This window comes from Arthrobacter sp. MW3 TE3886, assembly GCF_041262145.1.
GTDB lineage: Bacteria > Actinomycetota > Actinomycetes > Actinomycetales > Micrococcaceae > Arthrobacter.
On sequence record NZ_JBGCAN010000001.1, the window covers coordinates 4,541,909 to 4,558,669 of the forward strand.

A 16,761-nucleotide genomic window follows, 5' to 3' on the forward strand; every position below is an offset into this window, starting at 1 on the left:
CCGGAGATAGAGCGAGCGCGGAGCTGCTGGTGGCAATTAACGGCGCCACCGCTAGCGCAATACCCGCTAGAACAGCTGGGATTTTTTGACGCATGGAGTCCCCCCCGGTTACGTAATCATGAACTTCAGGGCTGAAGCTACCAAGATCAAATCAGCAAAGACCAAGGGCGGGAACGGTTGCTCCTACTAGCTTTTCCACCCCTCCTACTTGTCTTACTAGCACCGCTACCTGCTTTAGCCGCCCGCCCACGCGTTTCTCCCTAAAGTGCTTTGCGTCAGGCAATAACACCCTCAGCATGGAATTGGGGGGACCAGCCCAGCGCCTCGACGGCCGGCCGGTGCCTATGACCTATTCGGCATTCGTGAAGAATCGAGTTCGTTGTGACTGTTCGTATCGGCTATGCATCGGGTGTCTACGATCTTTTCCATGTCGGGCACCTCAACCTGCTCAAACATGCGCGGCTGCACTGCGACTATCTGGTCGCCGGAGTGGTCTCCACTGAAGCGACACTGCTCATGAAGAACAAAGAGCCTGTCGTGCCCCTTCATGAACGGCTCGAGATCGTCCGTAATATCCGGCTTGTCGATGAGGTGGTGGTAGACAACTACCCGGACAAAGTCGATGCCTGGCGTGCCGTTGGATTCCATGTAATTTTCAAAGGCGATGACTGGCGCGGAACAGAAAAGGGAAACCGCCTCGAAGCCGGCATGCTGGCGCTCGGCGTCGACGTCGTGTATTTCCCCTACACCGTTCACACCTCCAGCACCCTGCTGCGGCGCGCCCTGAATCTGCTTGAAAGCGGCGTTGAAGACAACGAGTCATTGCAGGCGTGAAATGCATGCAAATCAAAGTGCAGGGAAAGTGCGAACCGGCACTGGGAATATTCCGGAAAATTGCGAACCTCTCTCCCGGCGCCAGGCCATCCTCCTTGGAGCCTCGGGATTATTTCTGGCCGGATGCGCGCCCGCCCGTCCGCCTGTTGAAACCCCAGAAATTCACACGGTAGCCACGCTATTTGAAAAGAATCGCTTCTTTGTGGCTCACCGCGGCTCAGGAGATAACTGGCCGGAACACACGATGCAGGCATACGTGCAGTCGGTAAATTTCGGTGTTCCGGCCCTCGAGGTTTCGGTTAACGCCACTAAGGACGGCGTGCTGGTGTGCCATCACGATCAAAGTGCGCTCAGGGTGACCGGGCAGGACCGCAAGGTCGCGGACCTTACCTATGCCGAGCTCAGCGGCCTCCGGGTCGATGCCCGCGCTTGGCTTGGCCCGTCGACTGCTCTTGAGCCTATTCCGAGGTTACGGGACGTCCTGGACCGGTTCGCGGCTTCGCATGTCATCTTCATCGAAGACAAACAAGGCACGAACACAAGAACGCTCCTTGACTTGATGGACAGCTACCCAAATTCCACCGAGCATTTCATCTGGAAGCAGCCGGCCCCCGCCCTCCAGGTAGCGGCAGCCGCCAAGCGCGGCTACAAAACGTGGGGGTACTTCATGCCGGATGCCATTCCGCGTTTGGACGAGCTCGCCGCCGGATTCGACTATCTTGGCGTTTACCACACCGCCGATGACGCGACGGTCAGCAAGGTCGTGGCCTACGGCAAGCCCGTAATTTGCTGGGAAATCCATACCCGTTCCACTGCCAACCGCATAACCAGCCTGGGCGTTCAGGGCCTGATGTGCTCAAACATCCCCTACGTGACATCGGCGTCTGCGGAACCCAAGGACTCGTTCTCGACCGGCTCCCGGGCCGCCGGCGATCTTCCTTGGACTGTCGACCAAGGCTGGGGAGCCCAACCGGTGATCGATGCGGCATCTGCATCGGTGGTGCTGGATAAGAGCGAGAACTTCAGCTACCGCCTGGGTTCGATGGGTCCTGTCACGAAAGAAATCCACAGCATTACGTTCGAAATGTGTTGGCCACAGGAACTCCCGTCGAACCTTCAGCACGCCGGAATCGCGTTCGGGCAACAGGATGACACCCCCTACCGGGTGTTGGTGCCAAGCAGCGTCGGGGGCTATCACCTGATCATTCGGCCGGCCGGAGAGCTGGTCCTGTACCGGCGCGACCCGGGGAATCCAGCCGGCACACGGCTACAGACGATCGCGACCTCACCCATAAAGCCCGGGGAATGGCTGCACTTCAAAATCGACGTCACGCCGTCCTCCATCCGGTTCTCCAGGGTGGACGGGGCCGGATGGTCCGGAGAGACGATGGACCGGGAGTACCGCGGCGGCTATATCAGTCTCTGCAAGGATTACCCTGCCCCGGTCCCCGTCCAGTTCAGGGGCGTCTCGGTCACCTAGACCGGGTGCCCGGCGCCGGCCACCCGGCGTGGTGCTCCCACGTTCACCGGGCGTCAGCAGCCCGCCGGAGCTCGACTTCCGCCGGATCCGGCCGATGCGACGACGATTCGGTCCGCGAACGGGACCGCGATCTCGACACAACGGTGGCGGCCCCCCCAACGACCACTGCGGCCGCCACTGCCAGCGCAAATGCCCAGGCGGCGCCGACGGTGCCGCCTGCATACGCCAGGGCGAGCGGCAGCACAAGCGTTAGCAGGGCCAGAACTGCCCGCATGAGCGTCGAGAGCCTGTTCGCCTGGACGGACCTGTAGTAGGCCAGCAAGACGGTGTAGGGAACCATCGCCAGGTATTGCACCAAGTAGGGAAGTCGCAGTCCTGACGCAGCCTCCCAGGATGCGCCGAGCACGAGGGCTCCTATGGAGCCCGGCAGCAGCATGACGGCAGCACCCCACAGCCCGGCCATGGCTGCTACGACCACGAACGTCTCGATCAGCCGCGTTCGAAAGACCGTAGTGCCTTTGGCGCGTACGAGCTCGGGAATGACAGCCATCTTGATAGCGGAAAAGGCGGTGTTGAGGGGCGAGAACAGCAATTGCGCTGCCCGCAGCGCACCCACGCCAGCAGCGCCCAGAGGCAGCGCCAAGAGATACAGTACGACGAAGTTGGACGCGTTGAGCGCTGAAAACTCCCCGAGATAGCGGAGACCGGGGTTACGGTTGACGCCCAGCCAGCGCCTGCCATCGCGCACCGAAGGCAGCACCCGCCCCAACAGAAGTCCCAGGACCAATGCTGCCGCTGCACCGCCGCCCCAGCAGAGAACGACGGCCCACACGGCTCCGGAGGTGGCCGCGACAGCCGCCATGGACGTGATCGACAATGCGGCCCACACAGCGTCGATGAGCAGCGCCCGCCATGGCCGGTGCTCGCAGATGAACAAATACCGGAGCGTGTCCTGGAGGAGCACGAAGGGCAGGGTGGCGGCGATGACAAACCAGATGAGGCGGGCCGATTCGTCAGCCAGGACGGCACCTGCCAGCAGCAAGGGAACGGTGGCGGCTGCAACCAGTACGCTGGCACCCAAAACGCCTCTCCTCACCGGCGCCTTCAGGGAGCCCGCGGCGGAGTATTTGACCAGCAGCGTCTCTCCGATGAGTGCACGCTGGGCACCCAGGAACAGGAGCAAACCGGCATAGCCCAAGGAGAACTGACCGAACTGGCCAGCGGTCGCAACATTGGCTGTAATGGCTACCGCGACGAAGTTCGAGATGCTGGATACGGCCTGATCGCCGAAGGCAACGTACCGGCTCATACGGGCCATCTAGTCCATCCTTGCCAGGGCACGGGAAAACTTCGCCACGTAGGCGGCGCAGAAGACGCAATGGAAGACCGCCAACACCGCGTAGCAGGGCAGGAATATGCTGCTCCACGGCACTGTCATCAGGGCGAGGCACGTCATGCCGTAGTCGACGGGCAACGTGAGAATTGATCGCTTTATGGAGGCTGGGGCATCGCGGCCGGGATGTGCTGGGCGCTGCCCGGACTGACGGGTCAGCTGATCGAAGAGTGCGCCGGCGAAGAAAATTGTGGAGTTAGCGAAAAGGAACACGCCGCACAGAGCGGCCAGCTGCAGCGCCGGGATGGAAGTCGTGCGTAGGAGGAAGCAGAAGACGGCTCCGTGCAGGACGACGATCCGCCCGCTGTCCAGCACATGGTCGAGCCACTCACCCAATTTTGAGCTGCGTCCCTGGAGTCTTGCCAGCTGCCCGTCTGCAGAGTCGAGGACGAACCCGGCGGCGAGCACTACTCCCACCAGAGCGGAAGCTGCCCCGGTTCCTGCACCGAAGGCCAGCCACAGCAACGCCCCATAGGTAAGGAACGCCCCCGCGAAAGTCACGTGGTTGGGTCCGAATCGGGTGTTCCTGAGCGCGGCTGCGACCACCCGGCCAGCCGGTCGGTTGACGTACAGGCAGTACAGGGGGACGCCCTTCTTGCCTTTCTGCGCCAAGCTGAGTTCCCTGAAAGACTGAGCAAAACCGGGCCCCGCGGCATGTGGACGCTCGAGCTTGTCCGTACTCATTTCGTGTCACCTGGCTTTCGTTTGGCGCCCACGCTCAGAACAGCAATGGCCAGGGCGAGGATCAGCAGCCTCCCCATCGACTGCAGCAGAGAGCCGCGGAGCAGGATAAACATGTACCCGGAGAAGATGGAGACGCCCAGATAGCCCACCGATCCGGCGGACAATGCACCCGCGCCGAAGCCGACATCGAGCCGTCTGCTCAGCAGTCCGAGCAGGGCGAATGTGACTGCCACCCCGACTACTCCGAAATTGATCCAGGCCTCTGCCCACAGCGGGGACGACAGGTTGACGTTGGCACTGCTCATCCACTGGCCGACTTCAACACCGCTGTCCAGCGGTTTGGTCGGCCAGACGACGCGCGGCACCCAAAACAGCAAGGCGCCAAGGAACTGGTAGCCCCAGGTCAGCCCCTCATCCCGGGTGAACCCCAGGGTATTCGCGAGCATGCTGAACTGGTCGTAGTCCTTGGTCGAGATCATCCGCCACACCGAGTCCGTTTGGAGCATGACGCCGGTCCCCGCTGCCCGGCGGGTGATGTCGCTTAACGGAAAAAGGAAGATCGCCGCCACTACCCCGCCGACGATCGCGACGTTGAAGAGGGCTTTGCGGGACCCGATAAGAGGCAAAACCAGGCCGAAAAGCACCGCCAGCGTCCAGTAACGCGAGTTGGAGATCGGGTTGTTGACGACGACGTTGAGCACCACCAGGCCGACTATTAGTACAGCGTCAAGCATGTTGAGGGAGCTTCGGAGTTTCCGGAATACGTGGATGTAGAAAATGAGCGCCACCAGGCAGGTTACGGAACCGAAGGCGGAGATGATTGCCCGGGCAGCTTGCCCGCTGTCGGGGCTCACCTGGTCCAGGGCCTGGCTCGCCTCCTGCCGGCTGGCAAAGAACACGCTGATTCCGCCGACCTGAGCCACGTAGATCAACCCGCCCAGGATCGCGGCTGTCGCAAAGATCCTCAGGGCATCCATGCTCCGCAGCTTGCGCACGGGCGCCGGGCCTCCCAAGTTCCGGAAGAGTCTAAGGTGATAGGCCAGATCGAAGCTGATGCAGCCGAGAAGAGTGATGGCGGTCGTCGCGTACAAAGTCGAATCGTCGACCTGGACGGCCAGTACGGTTGACGCGCCGGTTGACAATTGGGCCAGTGGAACAACGCCGAGGCAGATGTAGACGAACATCCAGAAGACGCCGGCCACCGGTCGCACCTGGTCCTTCCACAGAATGACGCTCATGCGGAAGGCTGCATAGAGGAGCACCGAGTATCGGATGAGGAAGTCAGTATCGCTGTAGGAGGCTTCCGACGTCGACCGCAGGATGAGCGGTATGGCCACGGCAAAACACAGGAAAGTCAGGATCGCCACCGCCGCACCGATTCCGGACTTCCTCTCGCCCGGCAGGCTGACCGGGCTTCGGAAGTCACTGCCGGCCAGCATTTATCGCCTCCGCATACAATCCCAGGAGACTCTCCGCGAGGGATTCGGCAGACCATAGACCCAGGTGCAGCTCACGGGCCCGCGCACTCAGCCGGTACCGCAGATCCTTGTTGGCCGCCACTGTGGCCATGGCTGCGTGGAAAGCATCGGCCGTGGGCGCAGCGACAATCGCCGCACCCGCTTTCTGCAAGGCCGCGGCCAGTCCGCATTCCGAGGTCAGAATGATGGGCGTACCCACAGCCGCGGCCTCGATGATCACCATCGGGTAAGGCTCGTGGCGGGCCGGCAAAACGACGGCGGTCGCCTGGGACAGAGCCTCCAGCACCTGAGGTTCCGTCAACTCCCCCGGAACATCGAACCGGTCCCGGAAGCCTGAAGCGTCGATCAAACGGCGCACGGTCTCCAGTTCGCCTTGATCAGGTCCTGCAACCACGAATCGGGCTTCCGCTCCGTCCCGCAGGAGGGCAATTGCTGCCTCGACGAACACCGTGGGCTGCTTGCGCGCCGCAAGCCGTGAAACAAACAGAAAGGTGGGGGTCTGCGGGTCTTCCCACACGGTGCCGGGGTCGGCTGTCGCGTTCACCACCCGGCGCATCTTCGTCCTCGGCACGCCGAGGGACTCAAGGTTCCTTTCCTCGGCCTCCGTCAGGGTCAGCCATAGTTGTGGCGTCCGCATCGCCCGTCGGAAGATCAGCGCATCGAACACGCGCAACCCGCGCGAACGCGGCGCTGCAAGCATGCCGTGTGCCTGGGCGATGACGGGAATGGCGGCACCGCGCAGCAAGAGGGCGCTGGACGTTGTGATGAAGTCGCGGCAGAGGTGCAGCTGGACGACGTCGACCTCGCGGCTCCGGTCCCAAACATGCCTGACGAGACCGACCCCAATCAGGCCCCTGAGACGGGCGCCCCGGAACGGGCGCCGGACCGGAAAGATTCTTTCATGCGGTTCCGGTCGAGTGGCCGGCCGGCCGCCGAGCCAGCCCCCGACGAGTTCAACAGCGGCGCCGTGGCGCACCAGCGCTGCACTTTGCATGCGCGCGACCGCCCAGACACCGCCCGCGACGGCGCCCGGTCCGGCCAGGCCGCCGATCTGCAGCACGCTCAGGGGCGGCCTCGACGATGCGCGTTTTTCAGGCATGTTCAGCCAGCCGACGGCCGTATTGCTGTAGTTCGCGGGTCTTCAGGCCGATCTGCCAGTAGTACGAAGCCAGGGCGACGGCGTAGTCAAGGCCGGCCCGTCCATCCAGGAAGCCGGCCCGGACAATGTAGCTGTAGACCCAGAAGGCAAGTGGTTTGAACGGGACGACGTCAAAGCGCTGCCCCTGCAGGCTTTTCGACGAGCGCACCGAGCGCCGCATGGCCGGGTCGGCATGGATATAGGCTTCCCAGTCGGAGTACTTGTTGTGCCTGTCGAACCAGGTGCGGACCGGGTCAAGATCGTGGTGTGCCAGCAGGCCCGAAGTGCGCCCCACCTCGCCCGTCGCCTCTGGCTGGTAGTGCACTTCCAGCTCCGTCATCACCGGAAGATTCACCAAACCAGTGTCCTCATAGCGGTTGAAGCCCCGCTTCAACAGCGAACGCTTGACCACCCGGTGGCCGTGTTTGAGAACCTTGCCAGCGAAGTGATAGGAGATGGGAATGTCGAAAGCCACGCGGCGTTCCAGCGGATCCGAGACGATGACGGCGATTTCCTCGATCAGTTCCTGGCTCGGAAATTCGTCGGCGTCAAGAAACAGAATCCAGGGATGGCGGGTCGGCGCATGTTCAAGCTGCCACTGCTTCTTCTGGGGGTACGCCCCGTTCCAGGTGAAGTTGATGACGGTCGCACCTCTGGCGGCGGCAAGTTCCGCCGTCCGATCGGTACTGTTTGAATCGACCACGATGATCTCGTCGAAGTCGCCCAGTGCCGCCAAGCACCTCTCGATGCTCGCCTCTTCATTTTTCGTCTGAATCAGGATCGAAGCTGGTATCTTACGCATTCACTTCCCCCTCAAGAGTGGATTGCCGATAGTCTTTGCGAATGGATTTTCTGAAGAGCACAAACAGGACCAGATCATCCTTCCGGTTCCGTCACCTGAAGGAACTTGGTTTTGGCCTGCTGGCCGTGGTGGCGGTCATCATTGCTGTGCTGGCGTTCACCGCGCGGGGCAACGGGGCCGGCCCCTCGCCGGCTCCAGCTGCCAGCACGCCGGAATCCAGCCGTGCTGCGGTCCCTAACGTTGACATCATCGGCGACTCGTACGTTGTCGGCTCCGACCAGGGTGGCTACGGAGCAGCCAACTGGGCAAAGATCGTCGGGTCCCGCTTTTACTCGGAATCCCATCCGGTCGACATGAACGTCATCGGCCATCCCGGTGCCGGGTACATCGTCAGGGGAACCGAGAAAGTCACTTTCGCCGAAGCCGCCACCACCAGCTTGCGCTCGACGGCTGATCTGGTCCTTGTCTTCGGGAGCAGGAACGACGGTAAGCAGGACCCTGCAGCAATGGCCGCGGCTGCGACTGATCTCTACACAAAGATCCACGAGCGGGCGCCCCACGCGAAGCTGATCGTCGTCGGGCCGGCCTGGGTCGACGAGCGGGTGCCGGACTTCATCCTCAGTGACAGCAAAGCGATCTCCGAGGCAGCGTCTGCCGGTGGCATTCAGTTCGTCAACCCGCTGAGCGAGCGCTGGTTCTTCGGCGCCGATTCCAAGCTCATCGGCGCCGACGGCGTCCACCCGACCGACGCCGGCCATCAGTACCTCGCCGAAAAAATGTACGGGTTGATTTCCAAGACCCTGGCCACCATGGCTACCCCCTAGGCTGCATTGTGCCATCACAGGACATCATTGTCCCGGAACCGTTCCCTGATCACTGAGGGGCCAGGCACCCGCCCGTAAACAGCATTCGGTGGAATGTCACCGCGGACCACGGTGAGCGGCTCCACGACGGCTGACTGGCCAATGTGGGCTCCGCCGAGCACCATGCAGCGCGAGGTGACCCATGCACCATCGTCTATATACACCGGGCTCGTTATGAGGCCCATGTCGCTGCGCGCGCGGTGACTTCCCGTGGTGATGAAGCATTCCTGTGAAACCACAACGTTGGCGCCGATGTAGACATCGTCCTGGTTGTGGAACCAGACGCCCTCCCCAATCCAGCAGCCGGCCCCGATGTGCAGCTTCCAAGGAAACTTGACGCGGGTGCGGGGCCGGAAGGTGACGCCCGGACCGATCTCGGCGCCGAAGGCCCGCAGCACGGCGACCCGGAGCCGTGAACTTATCTGCCAGGGGTTGCTCACGAACAACAGCTCACAGGCCCCCCACAGATAGACAATTGCCCGTGGCCTGTCCCAGGCCTCACCCGCGCCCGGCGCCTGGGCCAGATCAATGACGGGCGTCTGCCGCCCTGGTCCGGCGTCCGGCGATGATTGTGCTGGCATCAGGACACCGCCTCGGCAGTCTGCGCGAACCCTTGAGGTGCACGGGGACGGTCCGCAACGGCTTTGGCCAGCACTTCTTCGAAGCGGGTAGCGATCGGACCAATTCCAAACCGCTCGACGGAAAGCTGGCGGCTTCGCTCTCCGGCGGACACAAGCGCCGTCGGCGACTGCGCCATCCCTTGGAGCCAATCGGCGGCACCCACCACGCCCTGCGCGTCCGGAGTTCCGACGTACCCGCCGGCTGCCTTGATGTCCAGGGCCGCTGGATTGTCCCGTGGCATGAGTCCCAGGACCGGACGGCCGGCCGCCAAGGACGAAAGCACCTTGCTGGGTATCGAAAACTTTGACGCCCCGGGTTCAAGGAGGGCAAGGAGCACATCGGCGGAGCCGAGCATGTCAGAGAGTTCGGAGGCCGGCTGGAACGGCAGCAGGGTGATCGGCAATTCCGGTTGCCGCTCCGCGATCTCACGCACGGCTTCAATCCCTTCCCCCTCCGAGGCGACCACGAGACGCGCCGGGATGCCCCTGTCCAGGGCGCCGCGCAGGAGATCAATCAGCAGCAGCGGGTTATGCTTCCGGCCCAGCGTTCCGGCATAGAGCAGACGTATCTCCCGGGCCTGCGGGAGATGGGCGCGCGCCCACCCATTGTCCCTTGGCCCGGGAAGGATCTCACCGAGCGGCGCCCAGTTTGGAATGACAGAAACGTGGCGCACATCGAGGCCCCAGCGCCGGTAAGCCCGGCGGAATTCCTCGCCAATTGCGACGACCTGGCTGGCGCTGCGGACCAGGTTCTTCTCCGTGCGCGTGACCCATCGCTGCGCTGCCGGGCTGACAGCCGCAGGCAGCCGCTTCCTGATCTCTTCTCCGATTGCCCTGCTGAAGAGGTCCTGATGCCACAACACCCAGGGCTGCCCCGACTTTGCCATCGTTGAACTGAATCTGTTCAGTACGAACAACGGAACGTTGCATGCCACGACGCAGTCGGGACGGGTCTGCTCGAGGTGGCTGACCCAGGCCCGGGCAAATGACTTCTCGAACCGCATCCGTCCCAGCGGCGAATACTTCTCGAATGTCCTGACGGCCGTGATTCCGCGGAAAGTCAACGCGTCCGGGTCACCGTCCAGGCGCTCCAGCTTTCCCTTGCCACTGGGGTACTGGGTCGCGTAGGCATGTTCGACGTGGTGTCCCCGCGCGGCGAGTTCCCGGGACAGCTCTGCCTGGAATGGGTGCCCGGCGAAGTCGTGAATATGGATGCGCACGGGGGTTCACCCTTGCGCCTTGAGCTGGTCGAAGATCCACTCGTAGGTCTTTTCCAGTCCTGTCCTGAGCGTGATGGACGGTTCCCAGCCGTAGGTGGCATGGAAGAGCGTGTTGTCGCTGTTCCGCCCACGAACTCCCTGCGGGGCGTCGAGCTTGTAGTGCCTGGTCACCACGGTGCCGGAGATCTGCTCGAGGAGATCCACCATCTGGTTGATCGAGACCAGCTCAGAGGATCCCAGGTTTACCGGTTCGGTCAGGTCGCCGTGCAGGATGTCCTTCGTGCCCTGGACGCAGTCGTCGATGTACATGAAGCTGCGGGTCTGTTCCCCGTCGCCCCAGATCTCAAGATTGGTGTCGCCCGTCAGGGCCGCCCGCGCGAACTTGCGCGAGAGTGCGGCCGGCGCTTTCTCGCGCCCACCGTCCCAAGTGCCGTGTGGGCCGTAGACGTTGTGATACCGGGCGATCCTGGTCTGCAGCCCGAAGTCCTCCCGGTAATGCCGGGCCATACGCTCGGTGAACAGCTTCTCCCATCCGTAACCGTCTTCCGGCTGTGCGGGGTAGGCGTCTTCCTCACGCAGAGCGATGACGTTGGCGGACGTTTGATGTCCCGCCGCGTAAACGCAAGCTGAGCTGGAGTAGAAGAACCGCTCAACGCCAGCTTCCTGCGCTGCCATGAGCATGTGGGTGCTGGTGAGCACAGTCAGCATGCAGGCTGCCTTGTTGTTCTCGATGAAGCCCATGCCGCCCATGTCCGCGGCGAGGTTGTAGACGTGCTGCACACCCCGGTTGACCTCCCGGGCCGTCTCGAGCAGCGAGCAGTCGCCCTGCACGTTCTCCGCCGCCGGGTGCACCTGGTACCACTCTGCAAAAGGCTTGCGGTCTACTGCCCGGACAGATTGTCCGTCTTTGAGGAGTTGGGCCACCAAATGGCCTCCGATGAATCCACCAGCCCCCGAAACAAGTGTGGTCATTGTTTTGCCTTTCTCAATTTTGTAGAACAGAAAACCTCGGTTTGTCAGTAGGCCCCGACCGGATTGATGAGCATCTTTGCTGTGCGCCAAAGGATGATCAGGTCTCCGGCCAGCGACCAGTTTTCGACGTAGTACAAATCCAGTCGGACGCTGTCACGCCAGTTCAGCTCCGACCTGCCATTGATCTGCCACATGCCTGTCAGCCCAGGCTTGATGTAGAGACGCCGGAGCACCTTGTGGTGGTAGTTGTCGACCTCGCGCTGCAGCGGGGGCCGTGGACCGACCAGGCTCATGTCGCCCTTGAGGACGTTCCAGAACTGCGGCAGTTCGTCGAGGGAGTGCTTCCGCATCCAGCGGCCCACCCCGGTGACCCGCGGATCGTTCTGCATCTTGAAGAGCACCCCCGCGCCCTCGTTGTGTTCCAGGAGCCCGGCGAGATCGTCCTCCGCGGTTTCGACCATCGAGCGAAATTTCAGCATGTTGAATTTCTCACCGCCGCGCCCTACCCGTTCCTGCCTGAAGATCACGGGCCCGGGGCTGTCCCGCTTGATCATCACCGCGAGGACAAGAAACACAGGGATGAGCGCCACTAGCGCCGCTGCAGCCAACGTGATGTCGAACAGCCTCTTGAGAGCATGCTTGGCGCCGGCGTACTGCGGCAGTTCCACGTGCATGAGGGGCAGTCCCTCCACGGGACGGGAATGGATCCGGGGACCGGCGACATTGGTCAGTCCGGTGGTGAGGATCAACTGGGTGGACGACTGCTCCAGCTTCCATCCGAGTCTTTGGATGTAACGGCTGCCGCCCTTCATGGGTCCCGCCACGATGACAGCATCGGCGTCCACGGAAGCCACAGCTTCCACGACGGTCCGTTCGTCTCCGACGACGTTGAGGACATGGCTGCCCTGGGTGAAGGTGCCGGCGCCGGCGGACCCGGAAAGTGCGACACCCACGACCTTGTACGCCGCACCTGACTTCTTTTCTATTTGGCTGACAACGTATCGGACGTCATTCGGCCGGCCCAGCACGACCACACGCGAAAGGTAATGGCCGTGAACCCGCTGCCTGGACAGCCACTGACGCATGCTCCAGCGGGCCGCCAGCAGGCCTGTCAGCCCGGCGGGCAGTGCGAGCGCGAAGAATCCGCGGGCTACGTCGACATTTAGAACAAAGCACACCAGAGCGATGAGGCCCAGCAGCATTGCGCTTGCGCTGACGACCCGTCTGTATTCGTCGATTCCGATGCCGACGATCCGCGCATCCCTGCTCTTGTACAGCCCCAACGCAACCATCCAGGCGGCCGCGATGATTACGGAAATGTAAAGGTAGTCAACATGGAACTCGCCCACTTGCACCGAGCTCACGGTGCTTAACCCGAACCGGGTGATGTGGGCGGCCGCAGTCACCCCCGCAATTACCAGGGCGTCTGCGGCTATCAGCAGATGCCGATAGCGGTTTGCCCAACGAATGCCCTCGCGCCGGGAACTGCTCGCAAGCCGGAGCTTCGCCGACCTGAAGTCGGGAAATGGGATGGACGGCGGGGCTAAAGCTGCCGCGCCGGCAACAGGCCCCGGTGAATCCTGCGCTCGTGGGGTGACCCGTACATGATCCGGAGCCCGATACCCCGTATGGACCGGAACGCGCTGCTTGAGCTCACTCATGCCTGCCGCCAATATCGCCCGGCTGACCACTTAGCCCGGCCGTCCGGCGGTCCCGATGTCGCGCCAATTGACTGGCCCGCGAGCGGTTTTGATCCGGCACGTTTGGCTGGGCAAGCCCACCCGTTGGCAACAAAGGACGGGCCACCATCAACTTCTGGTCGTACATGTGAGACCTTCTAGCGACTCGGTTGGCTGTGGTCCCCTCCAGTAAATTCGATGGCTTTCTGCTGCACACGAGTGTGGCCTACCCCTCTTGAGTTGGGGGACCACTCGTCAATTACGCCGCCATGGGCGGACTACTTGCGCTCATTACCCGGATTCGAGATAGCACTACCCATTTTGGGGTGCGGTTTCGGCCGCCATTCTCTGCAGATGAACGCGGCGTTCCCACAGCGTTTCGAGGAAATGACGGGCTCCGGGTGCTGGGATCAGCGATCTTCAGCGCAAGGGACATCGCAAGTGCGCCATCCGGTCACAGTCGCGCCGGCCAGGCTTTACCGGCCCGGCGACAGCGGGGTGTACAACCTCTAACTCAGACTGAGGTAATGTAATCCTCGTTGATCGGGACTCACGGCTGGAATTCTGGCCGGTCCCACTGCGGCTGTAGCTCAATGGTAGAGCGCTAGCTTCCCAAGCTTGATACGCGGGTTCGATTCCCGTCAGCCGCTCCAATTGCCTCCACAGCCTCCAGCGCTCCCTGGTTTCCGCAGCGCTACCTGTGCGCCGAGATGTCCCCCGGGCTCCCATTAGGTTGCTACCTGTATCGTCGGAAGTCAGGAACCTCTTCGGTTCCGCTACAGGAGCAATCATGGCTGACAAATCCCCCCGTCAAGCAGCATCCAAAAAATCCGGCAAATCCATCAAGGAAAAGCGCGCTGACAAGAGGGCCGCTTCAGCGCCGGCCAGCTCCCTCGATAAAGTGACCGCCGCAAAGACGGCGAGCCCCAAAAAGAAGTGACCGGTACACCGAATTACCTCACTCTCGGCATCCTCGCCTCCACGCGCAAACCGGACGAGCGGCGCCTCCCGATCCACCCGCTGCACCTGGACCGCATCGCGCCGGATATCCGGGACCGGATAATCCTCGAGGAAGGCTACGGCGGGCGCTTCGGCCTTTCCGACGCCGAGCTCGCGCCGCTCGTGGGGCGCATCGCACCGCGGCAGCAGCTGCTGGCCGACGCCGACGTCGTCCTCCTGCCCAAGCCGCAGCCAGAGGACCTGGCCGAGCTCCGCGACGGGCAGGTCCTCTGGGGCTGGCCGCACTGTGTGCAGGACCGGGCCATCACCCAGCTGGCAATCGACAAGAAGCTGACGCTGATCGCCTTTGAGGCGATGAACCACTGGGCCAGCGACGGCGGCTTCGGCCTCCACGTCTTCCACAAGAACAACGAGCTCGCCGGCTACTGCTCCGTGCTGCACTCCCTCGCCCTGACGGGGTCCACCGGCGACTACGGCCGCCGGCTAAGCGCCGTCGTGATCGGCTTCGGGGCCACCGCCCGCGGTGCTGTGACCGCGTTGAACGCCCACGGCGTCCACGATGTGCAGGTGCTGACCAACCGCGGGGTTGCCGCGGTGGGCTCGCCCATCCACTCGGTCCGGATCGCGCAGTTCGACCACGATAACGAAGCGCCGTTCCTCAGCGAGGTCATTACCGAGCGCGGGCGGGTGCCGCTGGCGCCGTTCCTCGCCGAGCGTGACATCGTGGTCAACTGCACGCTGCAGGACCCCAACGCGCCGCTGACCTATCTGCGCACCGAGGACCTGTCCGCTTTCCGGCCCGGCAGCCTGATAGTCGACGTGTCCTGCGACGAGGGCATGGGCTTCAGCTGGGCGAAAACCACCACTTTCGCCGAACCGATGTTCAAAGTCGGGGACCACATCGACTACTACGCCGTGGACCACAGCCCGTCCTACCTCTGGAATTCCTCCAGCTGGGAAATCAGCGAGGCGCTGCTTCCGTTCCTCAATACTGTGGTCTCGGGCCCCGAGGCCTGGGCGGAGAACGAGACCATCCGCCGAGCGATCGAAGTCCGCGACGGCGTGGTCCTCAACCCGGATGTGCTGCAGTTCCAGCAGCGGGAGGCAGAGTTCCCGCACCGCCCCCGGGCGGTCTAGGGAGTTCCCATGCAAAAGAGGCGGCCGTTGCGTGAATCCACGCAACGGCTGCCCTTTCTTGGACAGCTACGGTGTCGCGGCTGCCTCACGGCCGCCCTGGGTCGGGACGATCCGCAGCAGCCGGCGCCGGTCCTTCAGGTCCAGCTTGAGCATGAGCTGTCCGCGCCGGGCGAGGACGACGGCGACGGTCGCGGCGGCCAGCACCGGCACGCCCGCCGGCAACGAGGACGGCGGTGTGCGGGTCCGCGTGCTCGGCCAGCCAGCCCATCATCGGGCCGCCGATCGCCTGGCCGCCGATCAGCACCATGATGTACAGGCTCATCACCCGCCCGCGGATGGCCAGGTTGGCGCTGACCTGGACCAGCTGGTTCGCGGCGGTCAGGAACATCAGGCACCAGAAGCCGGCCAGCACCATGGCCACGCCGAACCACGCCATCGACGGCGCCAGGGACGCCAGGCACAGCATGAGCCCGTACATTCCGGCGCCCAGCACCACGGAGCGCAGCCGCAAAGCACGCCGCCGGGCCGAGGTGATGGCGCCGGCCAGGGCGCCGAGGGCCACGAGCGTGTTGAGCAGCCCGTAGCCGCCGGCACCGGCGTCGTACACGTGGTCCGCGAACGCGGCCAACAGCACCGGCAGGCTCATCGCGAACACCGCGATGAACCCGGCCATCAGCCAGGGCCAGTAGATGGTGGGCTTGCTGAGCGCATAGTCCAGCCCTTCCCGCAGCATGCCCCGGCGCTTGGCGGCCGGGGTGCTGACATGCAGCTGGTCCGTCCGCAGGCTCAGGAGCATGGCCACCGTGAAGCAGCAGGCCACCGCGTTGGCGGCAAAGGCCCAGCCTGCGCCCACGGCGGTCAGCAGGAGCCCGGCGATCGCAGGACCGATCAGGCCGCCCAGCTGGAAGATCGTGGAGTTCACGCTGATCGCATTTCGCAGGTAGCCGGGGCCCACGAGCTCGTTGACGAACACCTGGCGGGCCGGCTGGTCCAGCACGGTCACGAGGCCCAGGACCAGCGCGATCGCGTAGACGTGCCCCACTTCGATCCGCTGGCTGAGCGCCAGGACTGCAAGGAGCGCGGCCAACGCGGCGGCCACCGACTGGCACAGCATGAGGATCTTCCGCTTCGCGAAGCGGTCCGCCATCATGCCGGCCCACGGGCCCAGGAACAGGGACGGCAGGAACTGCAAGGCCACGGTGATGCCGACGGCGGTGACGGAACCGGAGAGCTGGAGCACCAGCCAGTCCTGCGCGATCCGCTGCATCCAGAGCGCAATGACGGCGACGAAGTGCCCGATCGCGAAGATGCGGAAGTTGCGGACCTTCAGCGAAATAAAGGTGTGGCGCCAGGGCAGGCGCTCGTTGACGACGGCGAGTGGTTGGGTGATGGTGTCCGGCAGGGAAGCTGCGTTCGCCTCTAGCGGCGGAGGGGGTGCCACGGAAAAGTCCTCAAAAGAGCGGGTGAGTGGGATGGACTTAACGCTAGGCTGGCCCCAAGA

Annotated in this window: 14 protein-coding genes, 1 tRNA gene and 1 pseudogene; 6 read left to right on the forward strand and 10 right to left on the reverse strand. The window is 63.4% G+C overall.

Annotated features, from left to right (window positions below; genetic code table 11):
• Positions 1–381 precede the first annotated feature (381 nt).
• Positions 382–834, forward strand: a complete 453-nt coding sequence (locus ABH915_RS20760; RefSeq protein WP_197026139.1) for an adenylyltransferase/cytidyltransferase family protein — start codon at positions 382–384, stop codon at positions 832–834.
• Between the two features lies 1 nt (position 835).
• Complete coding sequence (locus ABH915_RS20765) at positions 836–2,314, forward strand: glycerophosphodiester phosphodiesterase (RefSeq protein WP_370124856.1); 1,479 nt, start codon at positions 836–838, stop codon at positions 2,312–2,314.
• Positions 2,315–2,357: 43 nt separating this feature from the next.
• Here ABH915_RS20765 and ABH915_RS20770 read toward each other — a convergent pair whose 3' ends face one another.
• From ABH915_RS20770 to ABH915_RS20790, 5 genes are read right to left on the reverse strand one after another with little or no spacing between them, the layout of a single operon-like run.
• Positions 2,358–3,632: a hypothetical protein gene (locus ABH915_RS20770; RefSeq protein ID WP_370124857.1), complete on the reverse strand. Its 1,275-nt coding sequence runs from the start codon at positions 3,630–3,632 to the stop codon at positions 2,358–2,360.
• Complete coding sequence (locus ABH915_RS20775) at positions 3,633–4,391, reverse strand: CDP-alcohol phosphatidyltransferase family protein (protein WP_370124858.1); 759 nt, start codon at positions 4,389–4,391, stop codon at positions 3,633–3,635.
• Positions 4,388–5,830 carry a hypothetical protein gene (locus ABH915_RS20780; RefSeq protein ID WP_370124859.1) on the reverse strand — a complete coding sequence of 481 codons (1,443 nt, stop codon included), beginning with the start codon at positions 5,828–5,830 and terminating at the stop codon, positions 4,388–4,390. The genes ABH915_RS20775 and ABH915_RS20780 overlap by 4 nt, the downstream gene beginning before the upstream one ends.
• Positions 5,814–6,968, reverse strand: coding sequence for a glycosyltransferase family 4 protein (locus tag ABH915_RS20785; protein ID WP_370124860.1), 1,155 nt, complete (start codon positions 6,966–6,968; stop codon positions 5,814–5,816). The genes ABH915_RS20780 and ABH915_RS20785 overlap by 17 nt, the downstream gene beginning before the upstream one ends.
• Positions 6,961–7,809 (reverse strand): glycosyltransferase family 2 protein, encoded by an 849-nt coding sequence (locus tag ABH915_RS20790; RefSeq protein WP_026266533.1) that lies wholly within the window; start codon positions 7,807–7,809, stop codon positions 6,961–6,963. Before ABH915_RS20790 ends, ABH915_RS20785 begins: the two co-directional genes overlap by 8 nt.
• A gap of 41 nt (positions 7,810–7,850) precedes the next feature.
• On the opposite strand from ABH915_RS20790, the gene ABH915_RS20795 reads away from it, so the two are divergent.
• Positions 7,851–8,633 (forward strand): SGNH/GDSL hydrolase family protein, encoded by a 783-nt coding sequence (locus tag ABH915_RS20795; RefSeq protein ID WP_370124861.1) that lies wholly within the window; start codon positions 7,851–7,853, stop codon positions 8,631–8,633.
• A 14-nt stretch (positions 8,634–8,647) separates the two neighbouring features.
• Here the strand turns inward: ABH915_RS20795 and ABH915_RS20800 are convergent, their stop codons facing one another.
• The 4 genes from ABH915_RS20800 to ABH915_RS20815 are packed head-to-tail and all read right to left on the reverse strand — an operon-like array spanning position 8,648 to position 13,145.
• Positions 8,648–9,253, reverse strand: a complete 606-nt coding sequence (locus ABH915_RS20800) for an acetyltransferase (protein WP_370124862.1) — start codon at positions 9,251–9,253, stop codon at positions 8,648–8,650.
• Complete coding sequence (locus ABH915_RS20805) at positions 9,253–10,512, reverse strand: glycosyltransferase family 4 protein (RefSeq protein ID WP_370124863.1); 1,260 nt, start codon at positions 10,510–10,512, stop codon at positions 9,253–9,255. The genes ABH915_RS20800 and ABH915_RS20805 overlap by 1 nt, the downstream gene beginning before the upstream one ends.
• 6 nt (positions 10,513–10,518) lie before the next feature.
• Positions 10,519–11,484, reverse strand: a complete 966-nt coding sequence (locus tag ABH915_RS20810; protein ID WP_370124864.1) for an NAD-dependent epimerase/dehydratase family protein — start codon at positions 11,482–11,484, stop codon at positions 10,519–10,521.
• A gap of 44 nt (positions 11,485–11,528) precedes the next feature.
• The gene (locus ABH915_RS20815; RefSeq protein ID WP_370124865.1) at positions 11,529–13,145 is read right to left on the reverse strand and encodes a sugar transferase; all 1,617 of its coding nucleotides are present in this window, start codon (positions 13,143–13,145) and stop codon (positions 11,529–11,531) included.
• A 597-nt stretch (positions 13,146–13,742) separates the two neighbouring features.
• Between ABH915_RS20815 and ABH915_RS20820 the strand changes: the two genes are divergently transcribed.
• The 3 genes from ABH915_RS20820 to ABH915_RS20830 all read left to right on the forward strand — a co-directional run bounded on the left by ABH915_RS20820 (position 13,743) and on the right by ABH915_RS20830 (position 15,260).
• Positions 13,743–13,816: transfer RNA gene (locus ABH915_RS20820), tRNA-Gly, on the forward strand.
• Between the two features lie 137 nt (positions 13,817–13,953).
• Positions 13,954–14,103: a hypothetical protein gene (locus ABH915_RS20825; protein WP_018774018.1), complete on the forward strand. Its 150-nt coding sequence runs from the start codon at positions 13,954–13,956 to the stop codon at positions 14,101–14,103.
• Positions 14,100–15,260, forward strand: coding sequence for a N(5)-(carboxyethyl)ornithine synthase (locus tag ABH915_RS20830; protein WP_370124866.1), 1,161 nt, complete (start codon positions 14,100–14,102; stop codon positions 15,258–15,260). The genes ABH915_RS20825 and ABH915_RS20830 overlap by 4 nt, the downstream gene beginning before the upstream one ends.
• 66 nt (positions 15,261–15,326) lie before the next feature.
• Here the strand turns inward: ABH915_RS20830 and ABH915_RS20835 are convergent.
• Positions 15,327–16,701, reverse strand: a pseudogene (locus tag ABH915_RS20835) (MFS transporter).
• Positions 16,702–16,761: the final 60 nt, after the last annotated feature.

Bases quoted from the DNA above. Each gene is read 5' to 3' on its own strand.
- ABH915_RS20780 (WP_370124859.1), bottom strand. From the start codon at position 5,830: ATGCTGGCCGGCAGTGACTTCCGAAGCCCGGTCAGCCTGCCGGGCGAG.
- ABH915_RS20810 (WP_370124864.1), bottom strand. From the start codon at position 11,484: ATGACCACACTTGTTTCGGGGGCTGGTGGATTCATCGGAGGCCATTTG.
- ABH915_RS20765 (WP_370124856.1), top strand. From the start codon at position 836: ATGCATGCAAATCAAAGTGCAGGGAAAGTGCGAACCGGCACTGGGAAT.
- ABH915_RS20800 (WP_370124862.1), bottom strand. From the start codon at position 9,253: ATGCCAGCACAATCATCGCCGGACGCCGGACCAGGGCGGCAGACGCCC.
- ABH915_RS20770 (WP_370124857.1), bottom strand. From the start codon at position 3,632: ATGGCCCGTATGAGCCGGTACGTTGCCTTCGGCGATCAGGCCGTATCC.
- ABH915_RS20825 (WP_018774018.1), top strand. From the start codon at position 13,954: ATGGCTGACAAATCCCCCCGTCAAGCAGCATCCAAAAAATCCGGCAAA.
- ABH915_RS20790 (WP_026266533.1), bottom strand. From the start codon at position 7,809: ATGCGTAAGATACCAGCTTCGATCCTGATTCAGACGAAAAATGAAGAG.
- ABH915_RS20785 (WP_370124860.1), bottom strand. From the start codon at position 6,968: ATGCCTGAAAAACGCGCATCGTCGAGGCCGCCCCTGAGCGTGCTGCAG.
- ABH915_RS20815 (WP_370124865.1), bottom strand. From the start codon at position 13,145: ATGAGTGAGCTCAAGCAGCGCGTTCCGGTCCATACGGGGTATCGGGCT.
- ABH915_RS20795 (WP_370124861.1), top strand. From the start codon at position 7,851: ATGGATTTTCTGAAGAGCACAAACAGGACCAGATCATCCTTCCGGTTC.
- ABH915_RS20775 (WP_370124858.1), bottom strand. From the start codon at position 4,391: ATGAGTACGGACAAGCTCGAGCGTCCACATGCCGCGGGGCCCGGTTTT.